At 72.3% G+C, this 21,454-nt stretch carries 22 protein-coding genes; 15 read left to right on the top strand and 7 right to left on the bottom strand.

What is annotated here, in order from left to right:
* Positions 1-14: 14 nt before the first annotated feature.
* The 8 genes from ACH4N1_RS06065 (at position 15) to ACH4N1_RS06030 (ending at position 8,165) form a co-directional block, all read left to right on the top strand.
* A complete protein-coding gene (locus ACH4N1_RS06065; RefSeq protein WP_398094822.1) occupies positions 15-533 on the top strand; it encodes an extensin in 519 nt (172 codons plus the stop codon).
* Between the two features lie 59 nt (positions 534-592).
* Positions 593-1,018 carry a phage tail protein gene (locus ACH4N1_RS06060; RefSeq protein ID WP_363087581.1) on the top strand — a complete coding sequence of 142 codons (426 nt, stop codon included), beginning with the start codon at positions 593-595 and terminating at the stop codon, positions 1,016-1,018.
* Positions 1,019-1,092: 74 nt separating this feature from the next.
* Entirely contained in the window at positions 1,093-1,818 is a 726-nt protein-coding gene (locus ACH4N1_RS06055; RefSeq protein WP_398094821.1) for a LysM peptidoglycan-binding domain-containing protein, read from the top strand.
* Positions 1,818-3,722, top strand: a complete 1,905-nt coding sequence (locus ACH4N1_RS06050) for a VgrG-related protein (RefSeq protein WP_398094820.1) — start codon at positions 1,818-1,820, stop codon at positions 3,720-3,722. Before ACH4N1_RS06055 ends, ACH4N1_RS06050 begins: the two co-directional genes overlap by 1 nt.
* A 49-nt stretch (positions 3,723-3,771) precedes the next feature.
* Positions 3,772-4,215 carry a GPW/gp25 family protein gene (locus ACH4N1_RS06045; protein WP_398094819.1) on the top strand — a complete coding sequence of 148 codons (444 nt, stop codon included), beginning with the start codon at positions 3,772-3,774 and terminating at the stop codon, positions 4,213-4,215.
* Positions 4,215-6,173, top strand: a complete 1,959-nt coding sequence (locus tag ACH4N1_RS06040; protein WP_398094818.1) for a putative baseplate assembly protein — start codon at positions 4,215-4,217, stop codon at positions 6,171-6,173. The genes ACH4N1_RS06045 and ACH4N1_RS06040 overlap by 1 nt, the downstream gene beginning before the upstream one ends.
* Positions 6,174-6,237: 64 nt before the next feature.
* Positions 6,238-6,795 (top strand): phage tail protein, encoded by a 558-nt coding sequence (locus tag ACH4N1_RS06035; protein ID WP_398094817.1) that lies wholly within the window; start codon positions 6,238-6,240, stop codon positions 6,793-6,795.
* Positions 6,792-8,165: an NADase-type glycan-binding domain-containing protein gene (locus ACH4N1_RS06030; protein WP_398094815.1), complete on the top strand. Its 1,374-nt coding sequence runs from the start codon at positions 6,792-6,794 to the stop codon at positions 8,163-8,165. The genes ACH4N1_RS06035 and ACH4N1_RS06030 overlap by 4 nt, the downstream gene beginning before the upstream one ends.
* Before the next feature lie 301 nt (positions 8,166-8,466).
* Here ACH4N1_RS06030 and ACH4N1_RS06025 read toward each other — a convergent pair whose 3' ends face one another.
* The 3 genes from ACH4N1_RS06025 to ACH4N1_RS06015 form a co-directional block, all read right to left on the bottom strand.
* Complete coding sequence (locus tag ACH4N1_RS06025; RefSeq protein ID WP_398095261.1) at positions 8,467-9,777, bottom strand: LCP family protein; 1,311 nt, start codon at positions 9,775-9,777, stop codon at positions 8,467-8,469.
* A 291-nt stretch (positions 9,778-10,068) separates the two neighbouring features.
* Entirely contained in the window at positions 10,069-10,626 is a 558-nt protein-coding gene (locus tag ACH4N1_RS06020) for a hypothetical protein (RefSeq protein ID WP_398094813.1), read from the bottom strand.
* A gap of 92 nt (positions 10,627-10,718) precedes the next feature.
* A complete protein-coding gene (locus ACH4N1_RS06015; RefSeq protein ID WP_398094812.1) occupies positions 10,719-12,419 on the bottom strand; it encodes a lysyl oxidase family protein in 1,701 nt (566 codons plus the stop codon).
* A gap of 372 nt (positions 12,420-12,791) precedes the next feature.
* Here ACH4N1_RS06015 and ACH4N1_RS06010 point away from each other — a divergent pair, with 372 nt between their 5' ends.
* Both ACH4N1_RS06010 and ACH4N1_RS06005 read left to right on the top strand, forming a co-directional pair.
* Positions 12,792-13,760, top strand: coding sequence for a glycoside hydrolase family 26 protein (locus ACH4N1_RS06010; RefSeq protein ID WP_398094811.1), 969 nt, complete (start codon positions 12,792-12,794; stop codon positions 13,758-13,760).
* 72 nt (positions 13,761-13,832) lie between these two features.
* A complete protein-coding gene (locus ACH4N1_RS06005) occupies positions 13,833-14,738 on the top strand; it encodes a M23 family metallopeptidase (protein WP_398094809.1) in 906 nt (301 codons plus the stop codon).
* Between the two features lie 20 nt (positions 14,739-14,758).
* On the opposite strand, the gene ACH4N1_RS06000 is transcribed toward ACH4N1_RS06005, so the two are convergent.
* Complete coding sequence (locus tag ACH4N1_RS06000) at positions 14,759-15,259, bottom strand: hypothetical protein (protein WP_398094807.1); 501 nt, start codon at positions 15,257-15,259, stop codon at positions 14,759-14,761.
* A gap of 228 nt (positions 15,260-15,487) precedes the next feature.
* Between ACH4N1_RS06000 and ACH4N1_RS05995 the strand changes: the two genes are divergently transcribed.
* The gene (locus tag ACH4N1_RS05995; RefSeq protein WP_398094805.1) at positions 15,488-16,018 is read left to right on the top strand and encodes a hypothetical protein; all 531 of its coding nucleotides are present in this window, start codon (positions 15,488-15,490) and stop codon (positions 16,016-16,018) included.
* 140 nt (positions 16,019-16,158) lie between these two features.
* Positions 16,159-16,632 carry a carboxymuconolactone decarboxylase family protein gene (locus tag ACH4N1_RS05990; RefSeq protein ID WP_398094803.1) on the top strand — a complete coding sequence of 158 codons (474 nt, stop codon included), beginning with the start codon at positions 16,159-16,161 and terminating at the stop codon, positions 16,630-16,632.
* 112 nt (positions 16,633-16,744) lie between these two features.
* Here the strand turns inward: ACH4N1_RS05990 and ACH4N1_RS05985 are convergent, their stop codons facing one another.
* The 3 genes from ACH4N1_RS05985 to ACH4N1_RS05975 all read right to left on the bottom strand — a co-directional run bounded on the left by ACH4N1_RS05985 (position 16,745) and on the right by ACH4N1_RS05975 (position 19,518).
* Positions 16,745-17,737 carry a hypothetical protein gene (locus tag ACH4N1_RS05985; protein ID WP_398094801.1) on the bottom strand — a complete coding sequence of 331 codons (993 nt, stop codon included), beginning with the start codon at positions 17,735-17,737 and terminating at the stop codon, positions 16,745-16,747.
* Positions 17,738-17,925: 188 nt separating this feature from the next.
* Positions 17,926-18,345 (bottom strand): peptidase inhibitor, encoded by a 420-nt coding sequence (locus tag ACH4N1_RS05980; RefSeq protein ID WP_398094800.1) that lies wholly within the window; start codon positions 18,343-18,345, stop codon positions 17,926-17,928.
* A 186-nt stretch (positions 18,346-18,531) separates the two neighbouring features.
* Positions 18,532-19,518 (bottom strand): LuxR C-terminal-related transcriptional regulator, encoded by a 987-nt coding sequence (locus ACH4N1_RS05975; protein ID WP_398094798.1) that lies wholly within the window; start codon positions 19,516-19,518, stop codon positions 18,532-18,534.
* Between the two features lie 255 nt (positions 19,519-19,773).
* Between ACH4N1_RS05975 and ACH4N1_RS05970 the strand changes: the two genes are divergently transcribed.
* From ACH4N1_RS05970 to ACH4N1_RS05960, 3 genes are all read left to right on the top strand, one after another.
* Positions 19,774-20,022, top strand: a complete 249-nt coding sequence (locus ACH4N1_RS05970; protein WP_398094796.1) for a hypothetical protein — start codon at positions 19,774-19,776, stop codon at positions 20,020-20,022.
* Positions 20,023-20,135: 113 nt separating this feature from the next.
* Complete coding sequence (locus ACH4N1_RS05965) at positions 20,136-20,336, top strand: hypothetical protein (RefSeq protein WP_398094794.1); 201 nt, start codon at positions 20,136-20,138, stop codon at positions 20,334-20,336.
* Between the two features lie 178 nt (positions 20,337-20,514).
* Positions 20,515-21,454 (top strand): FG-GAP-like repeat-containing protein (locus tag ACH4N1_RS05960; RefSeq protein ID WP_398094792.1); only part of this gene is annotated, 940 nt, incomplete at its 3' end.

The raw sequence follows: 21,454 nt of genomic DNA, 5'->3' as shown, positions 1-21,454 counted from the left end.
CCCGGACAAGGCCCATGAAGACCACACCCCCCGCCGGCCCGCCCGCCTCCGGCGCGGCGCCCGTCGCCGTGCCGCTGCGCCGTACCGCGCCCGGTGCCGACCCCCGTCCCGTCGTCCGGCCCCGCCGCACGGCGCCGCCGGTGGAGCGCCCCGCCCCGGCCGCGGCCCCGCCCGCCGCCCAGGCCCCGCCGCCCCACCTCCCGCCCGCCCCGGTGGCCCGCGCGACGCCGCCCGCCCCGGCGGTCCAGCGCGCCCCGGCGGTCCAGCGCACCCCGGCCGCCCACACGCCGCTCCCCACCGCGCACACCGACACCCCGCCGCCGTACTCGGACGCTCCGCCCCCGTACGACCAGGGCTCCCCGCCGCCCGCCTACTCGGAGGTTCCCCAGGGGGGCTTCGACCCCCGTGCGCTCACCGACTTCCAGCTGGACGAACTCACCCACCGCCTGACGGGCCGCATCACCCGTCTCCTGCGCACCGAACTCCGCATGGACCGCGAACGCGTCGGCCGCCTCCGCGACCCCCGCCACTGACCGCCCCCGCGCCCCGCCCCCCTTTTCCTGTTCTCCCGCTGAACCAGAAAGGCCCCTCGATGTCCCGCGATCTCGACCCGGGCTCCACCATCTTCTTCACCCTGACCATCGACGGGGAGAGCCTCGGTTACTTCAACGGATGCGAGGGCCTGTCCTCCAAGGTGGAAATCGAGCACCGGCAGGAGGGCGGCAACAACGGGTTCGTCTGGCAGCTCCCGTCCCGCGTCACCTTCTCCACGATCCGGCTGACCCGGCCCCTCACCCCGGACACCACCAAGGTCGCCAAGTGGATCTCGTCGGTCACCACCGGCGTGACCCGGCCGACGGCCCAGATCGCGGCGCTGCGCGCGGACGGTTCCGAGGTCGCGCGGTGGGGCCTGATCGACGTGCTGCCGGTCAGCTGGCAGGGCCCGTCGCTGGACCCGGCGAACCCGGGCGTCGCGACGGAGGTCCTGGAGATCACCCACCACGGCTTCACCGACTGAGCCGACCGGGGCGACCGAGACGGCCGAGGGACATAGGCGACAGAGGCGACAGAGGGACACAGGGGAGCAACGTCATGGCCAAGGGAAGCAAGGGCGGCGCGGGCAAGAGCCTCGTGCGGGCCACGCTCGCCATCCACGAGCCGCCCGTCGGCTCCAGCACCACACCGGGCGGGCTCATCAGGTCGTTCGGGTTCGACTTCAACCCGTCGCAGCTCCAGCTGGGCCGCCGCGCCCAGTGGAAGGTGACGCCGACGGCGGCCGTCCGCGACGGCTCCGTACCGGAGTTCATGGGCCCGGAGCCGCGCGAGATGACGGTCGAGATCTTCCTGGACTCGTCCGACAAGCCGGGCAGCAACACGGTCCTGAAGAAGGTCGAGTCGCTCCTGGAGTGCTGCGAGGTGACCACCAAGAGCATCGCCGCCAAGCAGCCGTCGCCGCCGTGGGTGGTGTTCCAGTGGGGTTCGTTCTCGACGGCCCGCTTCACGGCGTACGTCAGCAGCGTCGAGGTGAGCTACTCGCTGTTCGGGACGACGGGCGTGCCCATCCGGGCCACCTGTCAGGTGCGGCTGCACGAGATCCCCAGCAAGACGAAGGGCCAGAACCCGACCTCGGGCGCGCTGACCGCGCAGCGCGTGCACCGGGTCGTCGCGGGGGACTCCCTGCAGTCGCTGGCCTGGCGGGAGTACGGCGACACGGCGGCCTGGCGGGCCATCGCCGAGGCGAACGGCATCGACGACCCGAACCGGCTGGCCACCGGCACCCAACTGGTGCTGCCCGCCGCCGAGGAGGTGCGTTCCTGATGGTGCAGTCGGCGTACTCGAGCGTCATCCAGGTCACCCTCGACGGCAGTCCGCTGCCCCCGGACTTCGCGCCGCTCCTCGTCGAGGGCTGGGTGGACCAGGGCCTCGGCGTGCCGGCGGCGTTCCGGCTCACCTTCCGCGACCCGTACCACCAGGTCCTCGGCAAACTGGGCGTGAAGTTCGGCACGCCGGTCGTCCTGGCGCCCGTCGCCGACGGCCAGGGCGCCGCGAACCCGCTGTTCACGGGCGAGGTGTGCGGGCTGGAGGCCGACTACGACGGCACCGGCTCCTTCACCGTCGTGCGCGGCTACGACCACGGCCACCGGCTGATGCGGCAGCGCCGCATCGCCGCCTACCGCAACCAGAGCGCCTCGGACATCGCCCGCAAGCTGGCCGCGCAGGACGGCGTGCCGGTCGGGCGGATCGAGTCCACCAGGACGGTCTACGAGTTCATCAGCCAGGCCAACACCACCGACTGGGACTTCCTCGCCCGGCTCGCCGACGAGAACGAGATGGTCATGTCGGTCGACGCGAAGGGGAAGTTCCAGTTCGTGCGCCCGGACCCCGCCTCCGGGGCGCCGCCCACCTCCACCCCCGGCGAGAAGAGCCCGTTCGTCCTGGAGGCCGGCACGGACATCCTGCGGCTGCGGGCCGCGGTGACCTCCGCCGAGCAGGTCGCCACGGTCGAGGCGCGCGGCTGGGACGTCACGACGAAGAAGAAGCTCACCGCGACCGCACCGGCCACGAGCAACCCCGGCATCAGCATCGGTACGACACCCGGCGAGGCGGCCGCCAAGTTCAAGGCGGCGAAACTGGTCGACGCACAAATGCCGTACGACCGGCAGTCCGAGGTGAAGTTCGCCGCGGAGGCCCTCGCCGACGAGGTGACCGGCTCGTTCGCCGAACTGGAGGTCGTCGCGCGCGGCACGCCGAAGCTGCGCCCCGGCCTGCCCGTCACCCTCGCCGACGTCGGCGCCCCCTTCGAGGGCAAGTACACGGCCACGTCCGTGCGGCACGTCTTCGGCGACGGCCGGCACTACGAGGCGTGGGTCACCGTCAGCGGCCGGCAGTGGCGGTCCCTGTACGGGCTCGCGTCCGGCGGCGGCGCCCCGCAGGGCAACGGCCTGCGCCTGCCCGGCACCGCGAACGCCCTCGTCACGGACGTCCGGGACCCGCTCCTCCAGGGGCGCGTGAAGCTCCAGTTCCCCTGGCTCGACGACGCCTACGTCAGCGACTGGACGCGCGTGGTGCAGTGGGGCGGCAAGCGCGGCGGCTCGGTCTTCCCCCTCGACGTCGGCGACGAGGTGCTGGTCGCCTTCGACCGGGGCGCCCTCGACCACCCGTACGTCATCGGCGGCCTCTACAACGGCAAGGACAAGCCGACGCCCGTCAAGGACGTCCCCCTGCACGACGGCGCCCGCCAGCGCGCCTCCCGGCACACCCTGTCCGACCGCGAGGGCAACCGCGTGGACCTGCTCAGCCAGCGGGTCGGCGGCAAGCAGGGCGTGCGGGTGGCCAGTGGCGACGACAAACTCGTCATCAACCTCGACCGGGCGCAGACCGAGATCACCGTGGACAGCAAGGGCACCGTCAGCATCACGGGCAGCCGCTCGGTGTCCGTCAAGGCGGGCACCGACCTCACCCTCACCGCGGGCCGCAACATCGCCATCAGGAGCGGCGGCTCCCTCACCCTCCGGGGCAGCCTGGTCAACATCAGGTCCATGACCGGCATGGTGTCGATGGACGCGGCGGGTCTGCTGAACCTCAAGGCGGGCGCCGCCGCCACCCTGAGCGCGGGAGCCGCCCTCCAGATCAACTCCACCGCCAACGTCGGCATCCGGGCCGCGACCCTCGTGCTCCAGGGCATGGTCATGGTCAATGCCAAGCCGTACCCGCTGCCGTGACGCGCGGACCGCACGCCGTGAGAACCGAAAAAAGGCAGGTGGCCCTCTGATGGCCGAACAATTCGTCGGATCGGGATGGGCGTTCCCGCTCCGCATCGGCCCCACCGGGGGCATCGCCCTGGTCAGCGGCGAGCGCGAGATCGAGGAGGCGATCCGGCTGGTCCTGGCGACCGCGCCGGGCGAGCGCCCGATGCGGCCGGAGTTCGGCTGCGCCATCCACGACCTCGTGTTCGCCCCGGTCAACGAGGCGACCGCGGGCCGCATCCAGCACGAGGTGCACGCCAGCCTCGACCGCTGGGAGCCGCGCATCGAGGTCACCGACGTCGAGGTCACCGCGGGCGCCGAGCAGGGCGTGCTGTTCATCGACGTCCGCTACGCGATCCGCGGCACCAACAACCCGCGCAGCCTCGTCTTCCCCTTCTACGTCATTCCGTCCCACGACGAGCCGGACGCCCCGGCCTCCTCGGGTACGGCTCCCGAAAGCGACCGCTGATGGCCCTGCCCTCCCCCAACCTGGACGACCGCCGCTTCCAGCAGTTCGTCGACGACGCCAAGCGCTACATCCAGCAGCGCGCCCCGGAGTGGACCGACCACAACGTCTCCGACCCCGGCGTCACCCTCGTCGAGACGGTCGCGCACATGGCCGACCAGATCGTCTACCGCCTCAACCGGGTCCCGGAGAAGAACCACCTCGCCTTCCTGGACCTGGTCGGCATCCACCTGTTCCCGCCGTCCGCGGCCCGCGCCGACGTCACCTTCTGGCTGTCGGCGCCGCAGGAGGAGACCGTGCTGCTGCCGGTGGGCACCGAGGTGGCGACCGTGCGCACGGAGAGCGAGGAGGCGGTGGTCTTCGCGACGGAACGCGAACTGTCCGTCATCCCCTGCGAGTTGCGTCACCTCGTGGTCCAGCACCAGGGCGAGCCGGTGACCGACCGGACCACCGACCTCGTCGAGGGCAAGGACCTGCTGTGCTTCTCGGAGGCCCCGCAGCCCGGCGACTGCATGCTGCTCGGCCTCAGCGCGGCCGTCCCGCACTGCGCGGTCGCCCTCGAACTCGACAGCCGGGTGGACGGCGTCGGCGTCGACCCGCGCCAGCCCCCGCTGGTGTGGGAGGCGTGGACGGAGGACGGCTGGCAGTCCTGCGAGGTCGACCGCGACGGCACCGGCGGCCTCAACCGGCCCGGCGAGGTCGTCCTGCACGTCCCCGCCGGCCACGTCCTGTCCCGCTCGGGCGGCCAGGAGGCCGGCTGGCTGCGCTGCCGCGTCACCGAACCGCTGCCCGGCCAGCCCTTCTACACCACCTCGCCCACCGTGCGCTCCGCCGAGGCCTTCACGGTCGGCGGCACCGCCCCCGCGGTCCACGCCGAGACGGTGTACGACGAGGCGCTCGGCGAGTCGGCCGGCCTGCCCGGCCAGCGGCTGCGCCTGGCCCACGCCCCGGTCGTCGGCGACGACCCGCCGCTGCTGCTCCAGACCGCCGAGCACGAGGGCTGGACCGACTGGCGGGTCGTCCCGCACTTCGCCGCGTCCGGCCCCGACGACCGCCACGTCACCCTCGACGCGGCGACCGGCGAGATCGCCTTCGGCCCGTCCGTGCGCGAACCCGACGGCACGCTCCGCCAGTACGGGGCCGTCGCCCCCAAGGGCTCGGTCATCCGCGCCCGCCGCTACCGCACCGGCGGCGGCCGGGCGGGCAACGTGGCCCGCGGCGCCGTACGGGTGCTGCGCACCTCCGTGCCGTACGTCTCCGAGGTCGTCAACCGGGAGGCCGCGCGCGGCGGTGTCGACGGCGAGACGGTCGACGAGGCGAAGGTGCGCGCCCCCATCACCCTGCGCGCCCAGGAGCGTGCCGTGACCCTGCGCGACTACGAGGAACTCGCCCGTCGCGCCGCCCCCGAGACCGCCCGCATCACCTGCCTCGAAGGCGAACCCGACGAGCACGGCGCCTACGCCGTGCGGGTGCTGGTCGTCCCGCAGGCCGTGCCCGACCCGGGCGGACGGCTCCGCTTCGAGCAACTCGTCCCCGGTGACGCCCTGCTGGACCGCATCACCCGGCACCTCGACGAACGGCGCCTGATCGGCACCCGGTTGGCCGTGGGACCGCCGTACTACCAGGGCGTCACCGTCGTCGCCACGGTGCACGCCTTCCGCGGCGTCGACACCGACCGGGTGCGCCGCCGGGCCCACGACGCCCTCTACCGGCACCTCGACCCGCTGACCGGCGGCGCCGACGGCCGCGGCTGGCCCTTCGGGCGGCCCGTCCAGTCCGGCGAGGTCTTCGCCGTCCTGCAGCGCGTCCCCGGCGTCGAACTCGTCGACCAGGTCACCCTGCACCCCGCCGACCCGCTCACCGGCAAACGCGGCGAGGCCACCGACCGCATCGACCTGTCCGCGCCCGCCCTGGTCTTCTCCTACGACCACCGCGTCCGGGTGATCGGGGACGGATCGTGAGCCCGGCCGCCGCACGCCCGGCCTTCGCACGCCCGGCCGCCGTAGGCCCGGAAGGGGTGTCCGGATGAGGGGCTCGGTCGACGGGCTCGGCTCGTCCGCGCCGATCGGCGTCATGCTGCCCGCCGTGTTCGCCGACGACGACCTCGCCCAGCGGTTCGTCGCCGGACTCGACGAGGTGATCGCCCCGATCCTCAACGTCCTGGACTGCCTGCCCGCCTACTTCGACCCGGCCCTCGCCCCCGTCGACTTCACCCGCTGGCTGGCCGGCTGGGTCGGCGCCGAGACCGACGGCACGGAACCCGAGGAGCGGCTCCGCGCGGCGGTCGCGGCGGCCGCCTACCTGCACCGGGTGCGCGGCACCCGGCGCGGCCTCGCGGAGACGGTCCGGCTGGTCTTCGGTGTGGAGCCGGAGATCTCCGAGAGCGGCGGCGCCGCCTGGAGCGCCCGCCCGCTCGGCCCGGTCCCCGGCGCACCCCGCCCCCACCTGCACGTCACGCTCCGCCTGCCCGACCCGGGCCCGGCGGACGAACACCGCCTCGACGCCCTCGTGGCGGCCGCCCGCCCCGCCCACATGCCGTACACGGTCAAGGTGACCGTCGCCGAAAGGACCCCGGAGAGATGACCACCCTGAACTGCGCCGAATGCGGCACCCGGGCGGAGCCGGGCCAGTCCTTCTGCGACGCCTGCGGCGCCGTCCTGAGCTGGACGGACCGCACTCCCGCCCGCGCGGCGGCCCCCGCCGGCACGGCGCGGAGCGGGCCGCGCGCCACCGGCTCCACCACCACGACCGGCTCCACGGCTGCGGGGACGACCGGTGCCGGTACGGCGGCCGCCGCCGCTCCGGCTCCCGGCTCCGCGGCCCCGGCGGCCGGTTCCTCCCCGGCGGCCGGTTCCTCCCCGGCGGCCGGTTCCGACAGCGAGGACACGGCGGAGAACGCCCTCCCGCCCGCGCCCACATCCACGTCCACGTCCACGTCCACGTCCGACGACACGGCGGCCACCGAGCCCGTGCCGGCCGCCACCGCTCCCACGGTGCCGACCCCCACGGCCGCCACCACCGACGCCGCCGCCCGTTCCGACGCCGACGCCGACGCGCTGAACGCCCGGGCCCGTTCCCTCCTGGTCCCCGTCGCCGACCCCGAGGCCCGTCCCACGCCGCCCCCGTCGGTCGTGCCGGTGCTGCCGGGACGGCCGGTGGCGGACCGGCCCCAGGTGCGGGCGCCGGGTCCGCAGCAGGGGGACGAGAACGGGGTGCCGTGCCCCTGGTGCTCGACCCCGAACCGTCCCGACCGGCACTACTGCACGCGCTGCGCGATGCCGATGGCCAGGGAGGACCGCTCGGTCCGACACCGCCCGTGGTGGCGCCGGGTATTGGACTTCCGCAACCGCGAGACCCCGTGGGCGGGCGACCGGCCCCGGCTGCGGCGCACCTTCGACCGCATCCTGACCTGGGTGGTGGCCGCCGCCGTCCTCAGCCTGCTGATCTGGGTCGGGGTGAGCCTGCCGGGCTGGATCCAGGCCACCCGCGACCACTTCGCCAAGCGTGCCCAGGTCGTGCCCGACCAGATCCTGGCGTCCCGCTCCTACCCGGGGCACAAGCCCGACCTGCTCCTCGACAAGGTGAACAACACCTGGTGGGGGCCGGGTGTCTCGCAGTCGGGCGAGGGCGAGTGGGTCGAGGCCCGGTTCGCCGAGCCGACCCGGCTGCTGGACCTGATCATCACGCCGGGCACCTCGACCCGCGCCGACCAGCTCTCCCAGTCGGCCCTGCCGCACCGGATCAAGGCGACGATCACGACGAAGGACGGGAAGACGACGACCCGGGACCTCGTCCTCGACCAGAGCGCGGGCGGCCAGCGGCGGTCGTTCCGCGTCGGTGAGGTGACGAAGGTCCGCTTCACCCTGGAGTCGGCGTACGGCGCCTCGGCGGCCAAGCAGGTCGCCATCGCGGAGATCGAGTTCTTCGGCCGGTCCAGCGCGAACACGTCCTGACGGCGGCGGGGGCGGCCACCGCACGGGCGGCCGCCCCCGAACTCGTCGGACACGAGGGGGACCCGAGGAGAAGCCGGGGGAAGCCGGGGGAAAAGCAACGAGTCCCACCCCGTTCGACACGGGATGGGACTCGTTTACTGGAGCGCCGGGCAGGCCTTGCACCTGCATTTCCCCGCAGGAAGCGGGGCGTCTTTCCTTGGACCACCAACGCAGAACCTTTTCACCGTTGTTGCGGTGACCGGCTCATGATCAATGTTACACAGTTTCCCGCGCCTCGCCAACCCGGCCGCGGAAGGCTCCGTCAGCCCATCTCGCCGACGTCCAGGTCCGGTCCGACGACCAGCGTGACGACTCCCGCCTGCGCGTCCGCCGCCGCGGCCGACTTCGCCTTCGGCAGCCGCGAGGAGAGCACCGCGGCCTGCTTCTCCAGCCCGGCCGGGAAGCTGACGGAGGTACGACTCACCGTCTCGGGGGCGTTGCCCGTGCCGCTCACGGTGAAGCCCATCGCGCGGAGCTTCTCGGCGACGGCCGCGGCGCGCCCGGACCGTCCGGTGCCGTTGAGGACGCGGACGCTGACCTGGGAGGCGTACACGAGGTCCTTCGCCGCGGTCTGCAGCCGGGCCTTGGTCATCTCCTTGTCCTTGGCCAGGGAGGTGAACAGGTCGGCCGCCTGCGGGTACTGCCAGACGACGTTGGCCTTGTCCGTCGGGACGTCCGCCTCACGGGGGTAGTTGGGCACGGTGAGGAAGGCCAGCCGGTCGCTGGGGATGCCCTTGAGTTCGTCGGCCAGCCCGTAGATCTGCTTGATGCCGGCCAGGTCCGGGTCCGTGGTCAGCGACTTGGTGGCGGACTGGAGGAAGCCGTACAGGGCGTCGGGGCTGGTCAGCTTCGACTGGGCCTTCTCCGCGAGGGCGTTCATGAACTCCTGCTGGCGGCCGATGCGGCCGATGTCGGAGCCGTCGCCGACGCCGTAGCGGACCCGGACGTAGCCGAGGGCCTTCTCGCCGTCGACCGTCTGGCAGCCGGCGTCCATCTCCAGCTTGGCCTTGTCGGACTTGATGGGCTCCTTCGGGCAGACCTCGATGCCGTCGAGCGCGTCGACCATGCCCTTGAAGCCGGAGAAGTCGACCGACATGAAGTGGTCGATGCGCAGGCCGGTGTGGGCCTCGACGGTCTTGATGCTGCACGCGGCGGCCTCGGCGACCTCGCCGCTGGTGCCGCCGATCGCGAACGCCTCGTTGATCTTGGCCTTGTGCGGGGTGGAGGTCTTGCCGTCCCCCATCTCGCAGGTGGGTATGTCCACCCAGGAGTCGCGCGGGAAGGACACCACCGCGGCCCATTCCCGGTTCGCCGGTATGTGCAGCACCATGAGCGTGTCCGACTGCATGGTGGTCAGGTCCTTGCCGTACTTGGCGTTCGCGCCGTCCCGGCTGTCGGAGCCGACGACCATGATGTTCTTCGAGCCCGGGCTGAGGTTCTCGGGCCGGTCGCCGCCCAGTTTGCCGTCCACGTCGGCGGAGTCGATGTTGTTGTTGAGGTCGTTGTAGACCCACGCGCCGACGCCGCCGACACCGAGGACGACCACGGCGGTCACCCCGGCGCCCCAGGCCACGATCCGCCCGCGCCGGGTCAGCCTCGTCCCGCCGGGTCCGCCCCGGTCACCGCCCCGCCGCGTCCTGCTCCCGCGGCCGGTCGCCTCCGCCTGGGTGTGCCCACGCCTTCTCGTCCCGCTCACCGGCGCTCGCCTCCGCCTCGGCCGTTCTTCACCCCGTACACCGTGCTCGGATCGTCCGGTGCTGGATCCTCGTGGACGACGAAACCCTACATGCGGGTATACATACGTCCCCGATACCCCTGACGTCTCACCAGACTCCCCTGACGGTGCGATGGTTGCCTCGTCCCGTCAGTCCGGGCAGGCGTACCCGTCCCCCGGCAGGCCCAGCGAGTGCAGCCGTGGGCGGCGGTCCCCGGGCACGGCGGACCCGGGCACGGCGGACCCGGGCACGACGGACCCGGGCACGACGGACCCGGGCACGACGGACCCAGGCACGACGGACCCGGGCACGACGAAGACGAACAGGGCGGAGGTCGCGGGCACCCGCAGACCGCGCTGGTCGCCGAAGGTGTGCGCGGGGTCGGCCTCCCAGGGGCAGCCGGCCCGGTCCAGCGCGGCGACCACCTCGGCCTCGGTGGGCTCGCCGGGGAACGCGCCCTCGACCGTCGGGAGTTCGACGGTCCCGCCCCCCGCCCGCACGGTCACGAGCAGCACCCGCCCGCACCGGCAGACGAGGGCCTCCAGGTCGCCGTGGCCGTACAGCCGGGGCCACCGCCTGCTCCGGAGCACCTCGCGGGGCTCGCCGAGCAGCGCCGTGACGTCCGCCCAGGACGCCCCGACCCGGACCGGCCCCAGCCGGGCGGTGAGCGCCGTACGGGCGAGGAGATCGGGAAGGGTCAGCGGCACGCGGGGAGCGTGGCAGCGGCCCGGGGGCCCTGTCCAGCGGGTTCTGCCGGATCAGCCCGGTCCACGGGCCCGTCCCGCGTGCCGCGCGCCGCCTACGGGGTGTTGATCAGCTCGTACGGCGGGACCGAGACCGTGCGGGCACCCGGGGTGCCGCCGAGGACGACCTTGCGCAGGGAGACGTTGTTCTTCAGGTTCGTCTCCTGGAGGCGGTTGGCCGGGTTGGCGAGGACCTCGATGTGGTACGTGCCGTTCGGCAGGTCGGTGATGTCGAAGGACTGGCCGGGACGGTACTGGGTGTACGTGTCACCGGAACCGACGTCGAGGACCTCCCGCACGGAGATGGAGTTCTGCTGGCCGCAGGCGGTCGACAGATCGGTGTTGTAGGGGTGCCAGTTGGCGTTCTTCACCGTGTAGTCGACGGCGTCGGTGTTGGCGAGGCAGAACGCCTCCTTGCCGCTGCGGACCTCCTTGGTCCTGTCCTCGCTGAGCAGCCGGTAGCTGGCGAAGTCGGTGAAGTGCCAGTGCTCGTGGCCGATGCGCGGGTCCCACTCCATGGTGCCGGTGGGGGTGTAGCCGACCTGCTTGCCACTCGCGTCGTAGAAGTACTGGTAGGCGTCCATGAGGTCCTCGCCGGGGCTGCGGAAGCCGTCGACGACGAGCGGGGCGGGGCCGGCGTTCCACACGTTCGCGCTGAAGGCGAGGTAGTCCTTGCCCGGTACGTCGCCGTCCTCGCCGTCGGTGACGGCGATGTCCCAGGCCGGCAGGGACCGCAGGTCGGGCTTGGGCACGTTCGCCGGGACGCCCGCCCGGCCCGTGGGGGCCTTGGCCCCGGCCTTCAGCGCGGGCGCGACACGGGAGCCGTCGGTGTGCCCCGCGCCGTCACCGAGGTGGTGGGCGAGGCCCCGGTCCTCCAGGGCGTGGGACAGGGCGGGCGGGGTGGGGGCGTCGGCGCCGCGGGGGCCGTAGTGGTGCCCGCCGGAGGCGTGGGCGGCGTGCTGCCCGTGTGCGGAGTGTTCCCCGTGCGCGGATCCGTGCGCGGAGGAGGACCGCAGCCCCGCGGCGCCCTCCCCACCGTCGGACTGCTGCCGGACCGTCACCTTGACGGTCGGCCGCTCGTCGGGCATGCCGAACAGGTCGCGGTACTTCTTCGCCACCCCCACCTCGGCGGTGTACTCGCCCGCCGGGAGGTCGACGCGCTCGTCGTAGTCGACGGTGCTGGAGTTGGCCGCCCAGCCCTTCTCGACGCCCCACACCGAGCCCAGCGTGAAGGGGTTGGTGGGGCAGCTCTCCGGATAGTGCGAGGTGGCCGGGGCGTCCGGACGGACGCGCCCGGAGGCGTTGTTGGGGCAGAAGGTGCCCTTGGTGGTGGCCACTTCCTTCCCGGCGGCGTCCGTGACGGACACCTCCAGGAAGCCGGGCAGCCCGCTGAAGTCCTGGACGAGCCCGGCGGGCAGCGTCTTCTTCTTCACCTTCGTCCCGTCGCGCAGGATCTGCCGGGCGACGACGGGGGTCTTGTACGAGGCGCGCGTCACCTGGAACTCCAGCGGCGCGTTCTCGACCTGGACGTAGGTGCCCAGGTCCAGGAAGACCCCGGGGGGCTCCCCCTCCCAGTCCCACCGGTCGAGCGTCACGGACTTCGACGCGGCGGTCAGTTTGAGCTGCGGCACCCCGGGCTTGGCCTGCGGTGCCGCGCCGGCGCCGGGAGCGGCCCCGGCGACGGCGACGACGGCGAGCGCGGCCCCCGCGGCGAACGCCGCACGCTTGAGGTTCTTGCGGTCTGGCTGACTGGTCATCGGTTCCTCGTCTGCGAGTGCCATGGTCAGTGGCATCGGACTGGACAGCCCTCGGACCCACCCACCGTACGAACGCACCCCACGCGTCCCGGGAGAGCCTGTGAGCACCCTGTGAGAGAGGTGAATCCCTTGCTCGGGTTGCCTGTTGACGACGACTTCCCCGAACCGGCGGCCGGGCCGGGCCGGTCCGGCCGGCCGCCGGGGCGAGGGCGGGCGCGGTCGGCGGGCCCGGCCGCCGGGGACGTGTTCCCGGTGCGGGAGCCGGTTCCGGTCCGGGGGTGACGCCCGAACTGCTCTCCGGGTCCGACTCCGTCCGGGTGCCGCGGGGCCGGTCGCGCCCGCCGGTGCGCGGGCGGTCGTCATCCTGAACCGGTGCCCCCTCTCCTCCGTGTCGTCGTCGGGGCGGTTCTCGTCGCCGTCGCCCTGGTCGCCTGGCCCTCCTGCGTGCCGCTCGGGGGCGGGCCGCCGGTGCCCGCGGGGGCGTTCGGGGCGTACGTCGGGTACGACGGCGCCGGGGTGCGGCGGATCGCGGGACTGGACGGGTGGGTGGGGGCCGCGACGCCCCGCGTCGGGCGGGCGTACCTGCCCGGGGACCGGTGGAGCAACATCGAGGGGGCGCCCGGCTATCTGGAGCACTGGGCGCGGTGGCGGACGGCCCGCGCGGACCGGATGTTCGTGCTGAACGTGCCGATGCTGGAGCGCACCGAGGAGCGACTGCCCGACGCCGTCGTCCGGGAGGAGCTGCGCGCGGGGGCGCGCGGCGCGTACGACGGTCACTTCCGGGCGCTCGGCCGGCGGCTGGTCGGGCTCGGGGTGCCGGACAGCGTGCTCGTCGTCGGCTGGGAGATGAACGGGGTCACCTACACCCACCGCTGCGGGCCGGACCCCCTCGCCTGGAAGGCCTATTGGACGCGGATCGTGACCGCGATGCGGTCGGTGCCGGGGCAGCGGTTCCGGTTCGAGTTCACGCCGAGCCGGGGGCGGGACGCCGTCCCGTGGACCGACTGCTACCCCGGCGACGCCCACGTCGACATCGTCGGCATGGACGCCTACGACCAGCCCGCGGGCATGTCCTTCGAGGAGCAGGTGGCCGAGCCGTACGGGCTGGCGGCGCACGTGCGGTTCGCGGCGGAGCACGGCAAGCCGGTGTCGTACCCGGAGTGGGGGCTGTTCCGCAACGGGGACAACGCCGCCTATGTGCGGGGCATGCTCGGCTGGTTCGCGCGGCAGCGGCCGCTGTACCAGACGATCACCGACTACTGCCCGCACGGGGTGTGGCGGTGCCGGGGCAATCCGCGGGCGTCGGCCGCCTACCGGGCGGGTGTCTCGGGCACGCGCTGACGGCGGGGCCGTTCGGCTGAACGCCGGGCGTGCCGTCCCGCCCGTCACGGCTACCGGTCCGATGATCCCGAGATGCGACGAGAACACCACGCGTGCCTTCCGCGGACGTGCCTCGCCCCTGCGCGCAGGCTCCTGCCCCTGGCCGCCCTTGCGTCCACCCTGGCGGCCGTGCTGATCGCGGGTGTGCTGGTCGCGCTCACCGCGGTGCCCGCCGGGGCGGCGGGCCACGGGGTCCCGGTCGCCGCACGGCCCGCCGGGGCGGCGGGCCACGGGGTCCCGCCCGGGGCGGGCAGCGCGGCGGTCCGCGGGGACACCGCCCGCGCTGCCGTACGGGCCCACGAGAAGGCCCGGGCCCGCGTCGACCGGCTGCGCGCGCAGGACGCCCTGCCCGAGAAGGTCAGATCCGCCGAACGCCGCCGCAAGGCCATCCGGGCCGGGCTGTGGGACGCGCTGTGGGCGGTGGCCCGCGCCACGGGAGACCCCGTCGCCGTCGACCCCTCCGGACGCGCGGGCCGCTGCCCGGCCGCCCGCGCCCGCAACCGCAGCCGGGCGCCCGAGGGCCGGGACGGGGACTGGACGGCGCCGACCCGCCGCTTCCGGCTCTCCGCCGGTTACGCCGCCCGCGGCTCCCACTGGGCCCACCGGCACACCGGCCAGGACTTCGCGGTGCCCGGCGGGACCCCCGTGTACGCCGTCGGCCCCGGCACCGTCCGCGCGACGACCTGCGGCGACGGCTTCGGCAACCAGGTCGTCGTCCGCCACCCGGACGGCTACTTCACGCAGTACGCCCACCTGTCGCGCGTCGACGTCCGCAAGGGCGGGCGGGTCGCGGCGGGCCAGCGCCTCGGTCTCGCCGGCGCGACCGGCAACGCCACCGGCCCGCACCTGCACTTCGAGGTGCGGATCACGCCGTACATGGGGTCCGCGGTGTCACCGCTGCCGTGGCTGCGCAGGAAGTCGGTCGACATCGGCGGGTGACGGGCGCACCGGCGGCGTCCTCAGCCCGCCCGCCCCGGCGCCCCCGGCCGGTACACCGCGAGGGCCCAGATCACGAACACGTCGATCGCGATCAGGACGATCGACCAGACCGGGGCGTACGGCAGGAAGAGGAACTGGAGGACGAGGCTGACGGAGGCGAGGACGATGCCGGTGACGCGGGCCCAGGCCGCGCCCTTGAGGATGCCCCCGCCGGCCGCCGCGGCCACCACGCCGACGATCAGCAGGATCCAGCCCCATCCGGTGAGGTTGATCTTGTAGACGTAGTCGCCGACCCGGCCGTACACGTCGTCCTCGGAGATCGCGGCGATGCCCTGGAAGACGGCGAGGATGCCGTTGACCAGCATCAGCACACCCGCGAAGACGACTCCGCCGGCGGCCAGGCCGCCCTCGGCGGGCGGCCGCGAGGACCAGCCGCCCGCACCGGTGGGGCCGGTGCCCTGGTGGGAGGGGTCCCAGACGGGAGAACCCTGGCTTCCGCCGGACTGTGACGCTTCGGTCATGACCGTGCCCCACCTCTCTGTCGAGCTGTCGAGCTGTCGGGTGTCGCGCTCCCCCCGACCATCCGTCCGGGTGACGGCCGCCACCACGGGAACTGCGCCGGACGGGTGAGCGGGCATGCGCGGCCGGACGGGTGAGCCGGCATGCGCGGCGGGTCGGGCGGTCCTTCACTGGGGGGGGAGGACCCGCCGCCCCCCCCGACCGCCCCCACCCCCGACGCCGGAGGCACCATGCCCGCCCACCGCACCCGCCCGGCCAGGGCCGCCGCGCTCACCGCGACCTGCGCCGCCGCGCTGCTCGGCCTCACCGCCCTCACAGGCTGCTCGGACGAGAACAGCCCCTCGGGGGTGGCCAGCCGGGCCGCGTCCGCGGCGGAGTCGGCCCGCGACGAGGCGACCGCCGCCGCGTCCTCGCTCGCCTCCCGGGCCACGGAGGGCTTCGCGTCGGCGACCGCGGAGGCGGGCCGCAGGCTCGACGAGATCAAGGGCGGGACCGAGGCGAAGGACGACGTGAAGGCCGGCCCCGCGAAGACGGACGGCGACCGCACCACGACCGAGGTCACCGCCACCAACACCGACGACACGACCAGGTCCTTCTCCGTCCAGGTCGACTTCACCGACCAGGACGGCACGTGGCTCGACACGGTCGTCGTCACCGTCCCCGACGTCCCGGCCGGAAAGTCCGCCACGGCGACGGCCCGCAGCAACCGCCGGCTCTCGGGCGAGGTGAGGGCGGAGGTGAAGCGGGCGGTGCGGTACTGAGGGACGGGGCACTGCTTCAGCGGGCCTCGGCCACCGGGGTGACGCAGGTCACCTCCCGCTGCCGTCAGGACGACGAGGGCTGTGTGGTCAAGGAGGTGCGGACACCCACCGCGCCACCCACGACGACACAGGAGCCCACCATGGAAGCCCGGTTGAACATCATGGCCAGCCCCGTCGCGGCCAAGGCCATGAAGCACATCGTGGCCGCCGCCATGACCCTCGGGGAGTCGACGCTGCCCGCCTCGACCCGCGAACTGGTCATGCTGCGCGCCAGCCAGATCAACGGCTGCGCGGGCTGCGTCGACATGCACACCAAGGACGCCACGGCGGCCGGGGAGACCGCGCAGCGCCTCCACCTGGTCGCCACCTGGCGCGAGGCCAAGGTCTTCACCGACGCCGAACGCGCCGCCCTCGAACTGGCGGAGGAGGGCACCCGCATCGCCGACGCCGCCGGCGGCGTCCCCGACGAGGTGTGGGCCAACGCCGCCAAGCACTTCGACGACGACCAACTCGCCGACCTGGTCACCCAGATCGCCCTCATCAACACCTTCAACCGCGGCAACGTGATCACGCGGCAGCCGGCGGGGGACTACGTGGTGGGCCAGTACCACTGAGGGGACCGGACGACGGCCGTCCCCCGGGCGACGGATGCCCGGGGGACGGCCACCACCGCATGACCGTCATCGCCGGGGCCGTCCTCACCGTGAAGAGGCAACACCGAAACGCTCAGTGCGTGAAGGCCACACCATGAGTGGCGGCGATCTGCCCCATGGCATGTCCGGCATGGAGATTGAGCGGATTGCCCTCCACGTTCCTCACTTTGAGGGATACCCGGACACCGGCGCACCCGCCGAGCTGAGACATGGACAAGTGGAGAACGTTCGTGGCGGTCTGGTGGTGCTTGGCGGTCGAGATGTTCCACTTCGCCACGGCCCCGTTGATCGCGCTGCCGCACTTGGTCCCATCGGGGTTCTGCGGCTGGGCCACGATCCAGGTCTCGGCCTGCGTCCCGGTGTAGTCCGTCGTCCCGCCCGCGCAGATCGTGGAGCCCGGGGCGCAGGTCGACAGCGCCGCGTCCTGCACCACAGTGATGTCGTCGCCGTCGCCCGGCGTGTAGGTGTATCCGAGTGTGGTCTGCGTCGAACCCTGTTCGATCACAGCGGTACTGACCGCGGGCAGCGTCCAGCGTGCTGTTGCCGCATACGTTCCCCGCGCCAGTTCGGCACCGGCCGGCACCTGCATGGTGACAGTCCGCCCGTTCTGAATGATCGACGAGTAACTGGTCACCGAAAGACGGCAGTCGTACGTTCCCGTGGTGGGCGCGGTGAACACCCAGCGCAGGGCAGGGACAACCGACTTCTCGCCGGGCGGCACGAGGTTCGCCGCCCAGTACGCTCCGGCCTCCGCATCGGAAGGAAGCGCTCCGCCATCGGCGTGACTGCACCGCACCGCCACTGTGGAGCCGATGTTGTCCCCGGCGCCCAGAGCTGTCACGGTCGCCACCGACAGGTTCCGCGACCACAGATACGACTGTTCTCCCGCTACGGCGGTGAACACCACGTCGGTTCCCGGTATGTCCCGGTACGGCGCCGCGTTGCGCGTCACCTCGTACTCAAAAGTCGAAGAAACCGCTGAGGCCGGCGCCGCGAGCGCGGGCACGCCTCCGCCGACCAGGGAGAGAAATGCGATGACCATCGAACGGATACGCTTCGGCACCATGTCGTCCCTGTGTTGGCTGTTCCTGCCCCGGTCGGCGGAGCGGATGGTGATGAGATCAGCGGAGCGTGCACGCGGCAGGCACAGGCCACACCATTGCAGCCCTCACCGACCCTGACGGAGAAAGGCGTATTCACCCTTCCGACATGACGTCGGCTTTCTTGCCGTCCCGGACCCGGCCCGCATGTCGTTCACGCCTCGGACCAGTAAGGGCTTCGGCCACCGGTGCACACGAGTATCGCCGCGGAGAAGTTTCCGCTGGTGTTGCTGCTGAAGCTTCCCGCACCGATCGTGCCAAGGGCTTCCCAGGGCTTGGGGGCCACATTGGTGGTATGCCAAAGGACAGCCTTGACCGGGAGGTTGTTGCGATAGGACATGATTCCGTCGCCGTCGATCAAGTCGTAGAGCGCGAGCTGGAAACACTCGTTGGTCTTCACCGTCCGCAGCTTCATGTTGCTGAAAGCGGTGTACGCGTACAGGCACAGATTGTCAGCCGGACACGCCTGTGCGGCCGAGGCCGGGCTCGCGGTGGCCACCGTGCCCCCCGCCGCCATGACCATCGAAGTCAGCATCACAGCGGAACCCTTTTGCCATTTCTGTCGCAGCCCCATGGAGAATACGCCCTTCTTTGCCGGTGATCATGATGTATCCGAAAGGACGCTAACAGTCGGGAAAGTGCCCCACCAGCATGTTTCCGGCCTAACGATTCACCATGCTCCCCGGCCGGCGGCCTGCCTGGGTTTCCAGCAATCACCAGGGGGGAACCGTTCGAGGCGATTCACGATTCATGTGGAATATCAGCCAATCCAGCCCTGCCGTGCGGCGCGCACGCCCGCCTCGAAGCGGCTGCGCGCTCCCAGGCGTTCCATCAGACCGGTCGCCACACGGCGGGCCGTCCGATGCGACACCCCCAGCCGCTTGGCGATGGCCTCGTCGGTGAAACCATCGGCCAGCAGTTTCAGGGTCGTCGCCTCGGTGTCGGTCAGCCGGCTCTCGTCCCGCTGCGTGATCTCGCCGAACGGCTTCGCCGTCTCCCAGACGGATTCGAACAGGGCGCACAGGGCGGTCAGCGTGCCCTGCCCGGTGAGCATCACCGCGCCGGCGGCGGTGTCGTCGCTGTCGACCGGGATCACGGCGGTCTCGCGGTCCGTGATGATCAGACGGACGGGCAGGGTGGGCACGGTCCGGGCCTGTCGGCCCAGGCCGCTCAGCCATTGCGCGTAGGCCACGGTGTGCGGGCTGTTGCGCACGCTGTCGAGGTAGACGGTGCGCATCCGGACGCCCCGGCCCAGCAGGGACTCGTCCAGCGGTTTGGAGGCCTCCAGGTTCTCCGGCGTCTGCTCCCCGTCCGGGGCGAAGATCATGACTTCCTCCCGCACCTCGTGGTGCAGCAGGGTCAGCCGCTCCCGGATGCGGTCCAGGCCGATCAGGTGCTCCACGCCGGGCTCGGCAACCGAAGGGCGCAGGTCCGCGTACTCGGATATGAGTTGCGCGGCGGCCGCCCGCGAGGCCTCGATCCGGTGCTGCTGTGCGGCGAGTTCCGCCTGCTGACGGGCGAGCAGGATCTCCATGCCGATGTCCGGGCTGACCGCCCGGGGCCGGCCGGGCTCGTCGCACGAGGGCCGTACCAGGGCCAGTTCGCTGAGGCGGTCGAGACCACTGCGGACGTCTTCCTCGGGCATCTCCAGATGGCGGCAGAGAGCGGCCACACCGTCGCCGGGTCGCCTCAGCATCGCGCGATAGACGACTTCCGTCTTTCTGTCCAACCCCAACAAGGTCAACATATGGTGTCCCCCCCATGAAGTGATCTTCACTGCCGATATTCGCACGGCAGTCGGACTTGTGGAGCCCTGGAGGGGGGTGGCCTCTTCCGTCCAGATCCTCAATAGGCCAAGTTCCGGGCCTGTTTGTTTCACGGCGCGGTCGCACACTTCGTCGGTATGTACCTGGTTCACGCCCAACTGTCAGCCCCGTCCGGTGGCTTTCTGCCCTCCGACGCGGCTCGGCACGCCCTGGCTCTCGCACGTCCCGGGGAAGGGGTGGAACACGTCACCGCGCACCCGCACGCCGTACCCGACCCGGTCCTCGGGGTCTTCCTCGTGGCGGAGTCCCTGACCGAGGCCGAGGCGATGACGACGGTGCTGTGCCGGCGGTTGCTGAACTCCCACACCGGACTGTCCGGTTGGGGCCTGCGCAGGGCGCAGGTGCCGCTGCTGGCCCCATTGGGACATGGACCATTGGGGCCACCGGAAAGCTCTTCCCCCCCTTCCGACCTGCGACGAGAGTAGTTCTCGCCGCAAGGGACACCGACCGGCAGACACGAAGGACCGGCCCCACGTCACCGCGGGACGCAAGGCCGGAACAGTCCGCCAGATCCATCGCCACCGAAGGGGCAACCGCCATGCAAGCCAGCCGTACCGCCAAGGCCGCCGCGGTCACCGTCCTCACCGCGGGATCCCTGTTCCTGGGCCTTGGAGCAGCCTCCGGACCCGTCGGCTCCGGGAGCCAGGACTCCGGCCGGCAGAGCATGGCCGCCACGAACCTGCCCAAGAACGACTTCGGCTGGCAGGTCGTCCTCGCCGGCGACTTCGGCTGGCAGTAGCCGGTCCGTCGCCCCCACGGGTGCACCTGCGGGGCAACCGCACTTTTCCGGACGAGCCCGTACGTCTCGCCCCGGGCTTCCCATTCGCCTCCACGCCGCCGCGCGGGCCGTGAGCGCCCGGGCAGACGGTCATGCCCGGCCTTCCCCTTCCGAACAACCCAGCAAGGAGCTCACTGTCATGAGCACGTCGAAAATGTCGCGCACCACGGCCCTCGCAGTCGCCCTCGCCTCCGCCACGGTCCTGGGCACCCTCACCGTCTCCTCCGCCGCGACGGCCGCCCCGAACACCGCAGTCTCCGGGGTGCGCACCGCCACCGCGGCCACCGAGGACGTCGAGCGCCCCCAGGGCGCAGTGGGCCCGCTGCAGAGCGGAAGCCCGAAGAGCGCCTTCTCCACACACCCCCTGGCCTCCACCGCCGCCGGCGCACCGATCACCCGCAGCGCGGTCATCGCCCGCGCCAGAACCTGGGTCGACGCACAGGTGCCGTACAGCATGAACAACTACCGCGACGACTACCGCACCGACTGCTCCGGTCTGGTCTCCATGGCCTGGAACCTCGGCACCAACGCCTGGACCGGCAACCTCGACACCTACGCCACGCGGATCTCCAAGAGCCAGCTGCGCAAGGGCGACATGCTCCTCTTCCACAACACCTCGAACCCCACGAGCGGCTCCCACGTCGTCCTGTTCGAGCGCTGGACCGACTCCTCGATGACCTCCTACGTCGGCATCGAGCAGACGCCGCCGCACGCCGTGCGCCGCACCATCCCGTACGCCTACTTCAACAACTCCGGTTCCTACCTGCCGTACCGCTACAACAACATCGTCGAGGACGTCACCGTCACCCGGGACCACGATTACACCGGTGACTACAAGGACGACCTGCTGGGTGTGGATTCCACCGGGACGCTGCGGCTGTACGCCGGGAACGGTTCCTCCGCAATCTCCTCCACCGGTGAAGTGGGCGGCGGCTGGGGCACGATGGACAAGGTCGCCGCCGCCGACTTCAACGGCGACGGCGACGGCGACCTCGTCGCCACCAACAAGACCACCGGCGAACTGTTCCTCTACATCGGCAACGGCGACGGCGGCTTCAAGTCCACCACCGAGATCGGAC

Source organism: Streptomyces sp. NPDC017202 (assembly GCF_044331705.1).
GTDB lineage: Bacteria > Actinomycetota > Actinomycetes > Streptomycetales > Streptomycetaceae > Streptomyces.
This window is presented reverse-complemented; position numbering and strand designations above follow the sequence as displayed.

Excerpts from the sequence above, each read along its gene's own strand:
- ACH4N1_RS05995 (WP_398094805.1), top strand. The coding sequence starts at position 15,488 with ATGCCCGCCCACCGCACCCGCCCGGCCAGGGCCGCCGCGCTCACCGCG.
- ACH4N1_RS06005 (WP_398094809.1), top strand. The coding sequence starts at position 13,833 with ATGCGACGAGAACACCACGCGTGCCTTCCGCGGACGTGCCTCGCCCCT.
- ACH4N1_RS06055 (WP_398094821.1), top strand. The coding sequence starts at position 1,093 with ATGGCCAAGGGAAGCAAGGGCGGCGCGGGCAAGAGCCTCGTGCGGGCC.
- ACH4N1_RS05985 (WP_398094801.1), bottom strand. The coding sequence starts at position 17,737 with ATGGTGCCGAAGCGTATCCGTTCGATGGTCATCGCATTTCTCTCCCTG.
- ACH4N1_RS06060 (WP_363087581.1), top strand. The coding sequence starts at position 593 with ATGTCCCGCGATCTCGACCCGGGCTCCACCATCTTCTTCACCCTGACC.
- ACH4N1_RS06035 (WP_398094817.1), top strand. The coding sequence starts at position 6,238 with ATGAGGGGCTCGGTCGACGGGCTCGGCTCGTCCGCGCCGATCGGCGTC.
- ACH4N1_RS06015 (WP_398094812.1), bottom strand. The coding sequence starts at position 12,419 with ATGACCAGTCAGCCAGACCGCAAGAACCTCAAGCGTGCGGCGTTCGCC.
- ACH4N1_RS06065 (WP_398094822.1), top strand. The coding sequence starts at position 15 with ATGAAGACCACACCCCCCGCCGGCCCGCCCGCCTCCGGCGCGGCGCCC.
- ACH4N1_RS05980 (WP_398094800.1), bottom strand. The coding sequence starts at position 18,345 with ATGGGGCTGCGACAGAAATGGCAAAAGGGTTCCGCTGTGATGCTGACT.
- ACH4N1_RS06050 (WP_398094820.1), top strand. The coding sequence starts at position 1,818 with ATGGTGCAGTCGGCGTACTCGAGCGTCATCCAGGTCACCCTCGACGGC.
- ACH4N1_RS06045 (WP_398094819.1), top strand. The coding sequence starts at position 3,772 with ATGGCCGAACAATTCGTCGGATCGGGATGGGCGTTCCCGCTCCGCATC.
- ACH4N1_RS06030 (WP_398094815.1), top strand. The coding sequence starts at position 6,792 with ATGACCACCCTGAACTGCGCCGAATGCGGCACCCGGGCGGAGCCGGGC.
- ACH4N1_RS05965 (WP_398094794.1), top strand. The coding sequence starts at position 20,136 with ATGCAAGCCAGCCGTACCGCCAAGGCCGCCGCGGTCACCGTCCTCACC.
- ACH4N1_RS06040 (WP_398094818.1), top strand. The coding sequence starts at position 4,215 with ATGGCCCTGCCCTCCCCCAACCTGGACGACCGCCGCTTCCAGCAGTTC.
- ACH4N1_RS05990 (WP_398094803.1), top strand. The coding sequence starts at position 16,159 with ATGGAAGCCCGGTTGAACATCATGGCCAGCCCCGTCGCGGCCAAGGCC.
- ACH4N1_RS05975 (WP_398094798.1), bottom strand. The coding sequence starts at position 19,518 with ATGTTGACCTTGTTGGGGTTGGACAGAAAGACGGAAGTCGTCTATCGC.
- ACH4N1_RS06000 (WP_398094807.1), bottom strand. The coding sequence starts at position 15,259 with ATGACCGAAGCGTCACAGTCCGGCGGAAGCCAGGGTTCTCCCGTCTGG.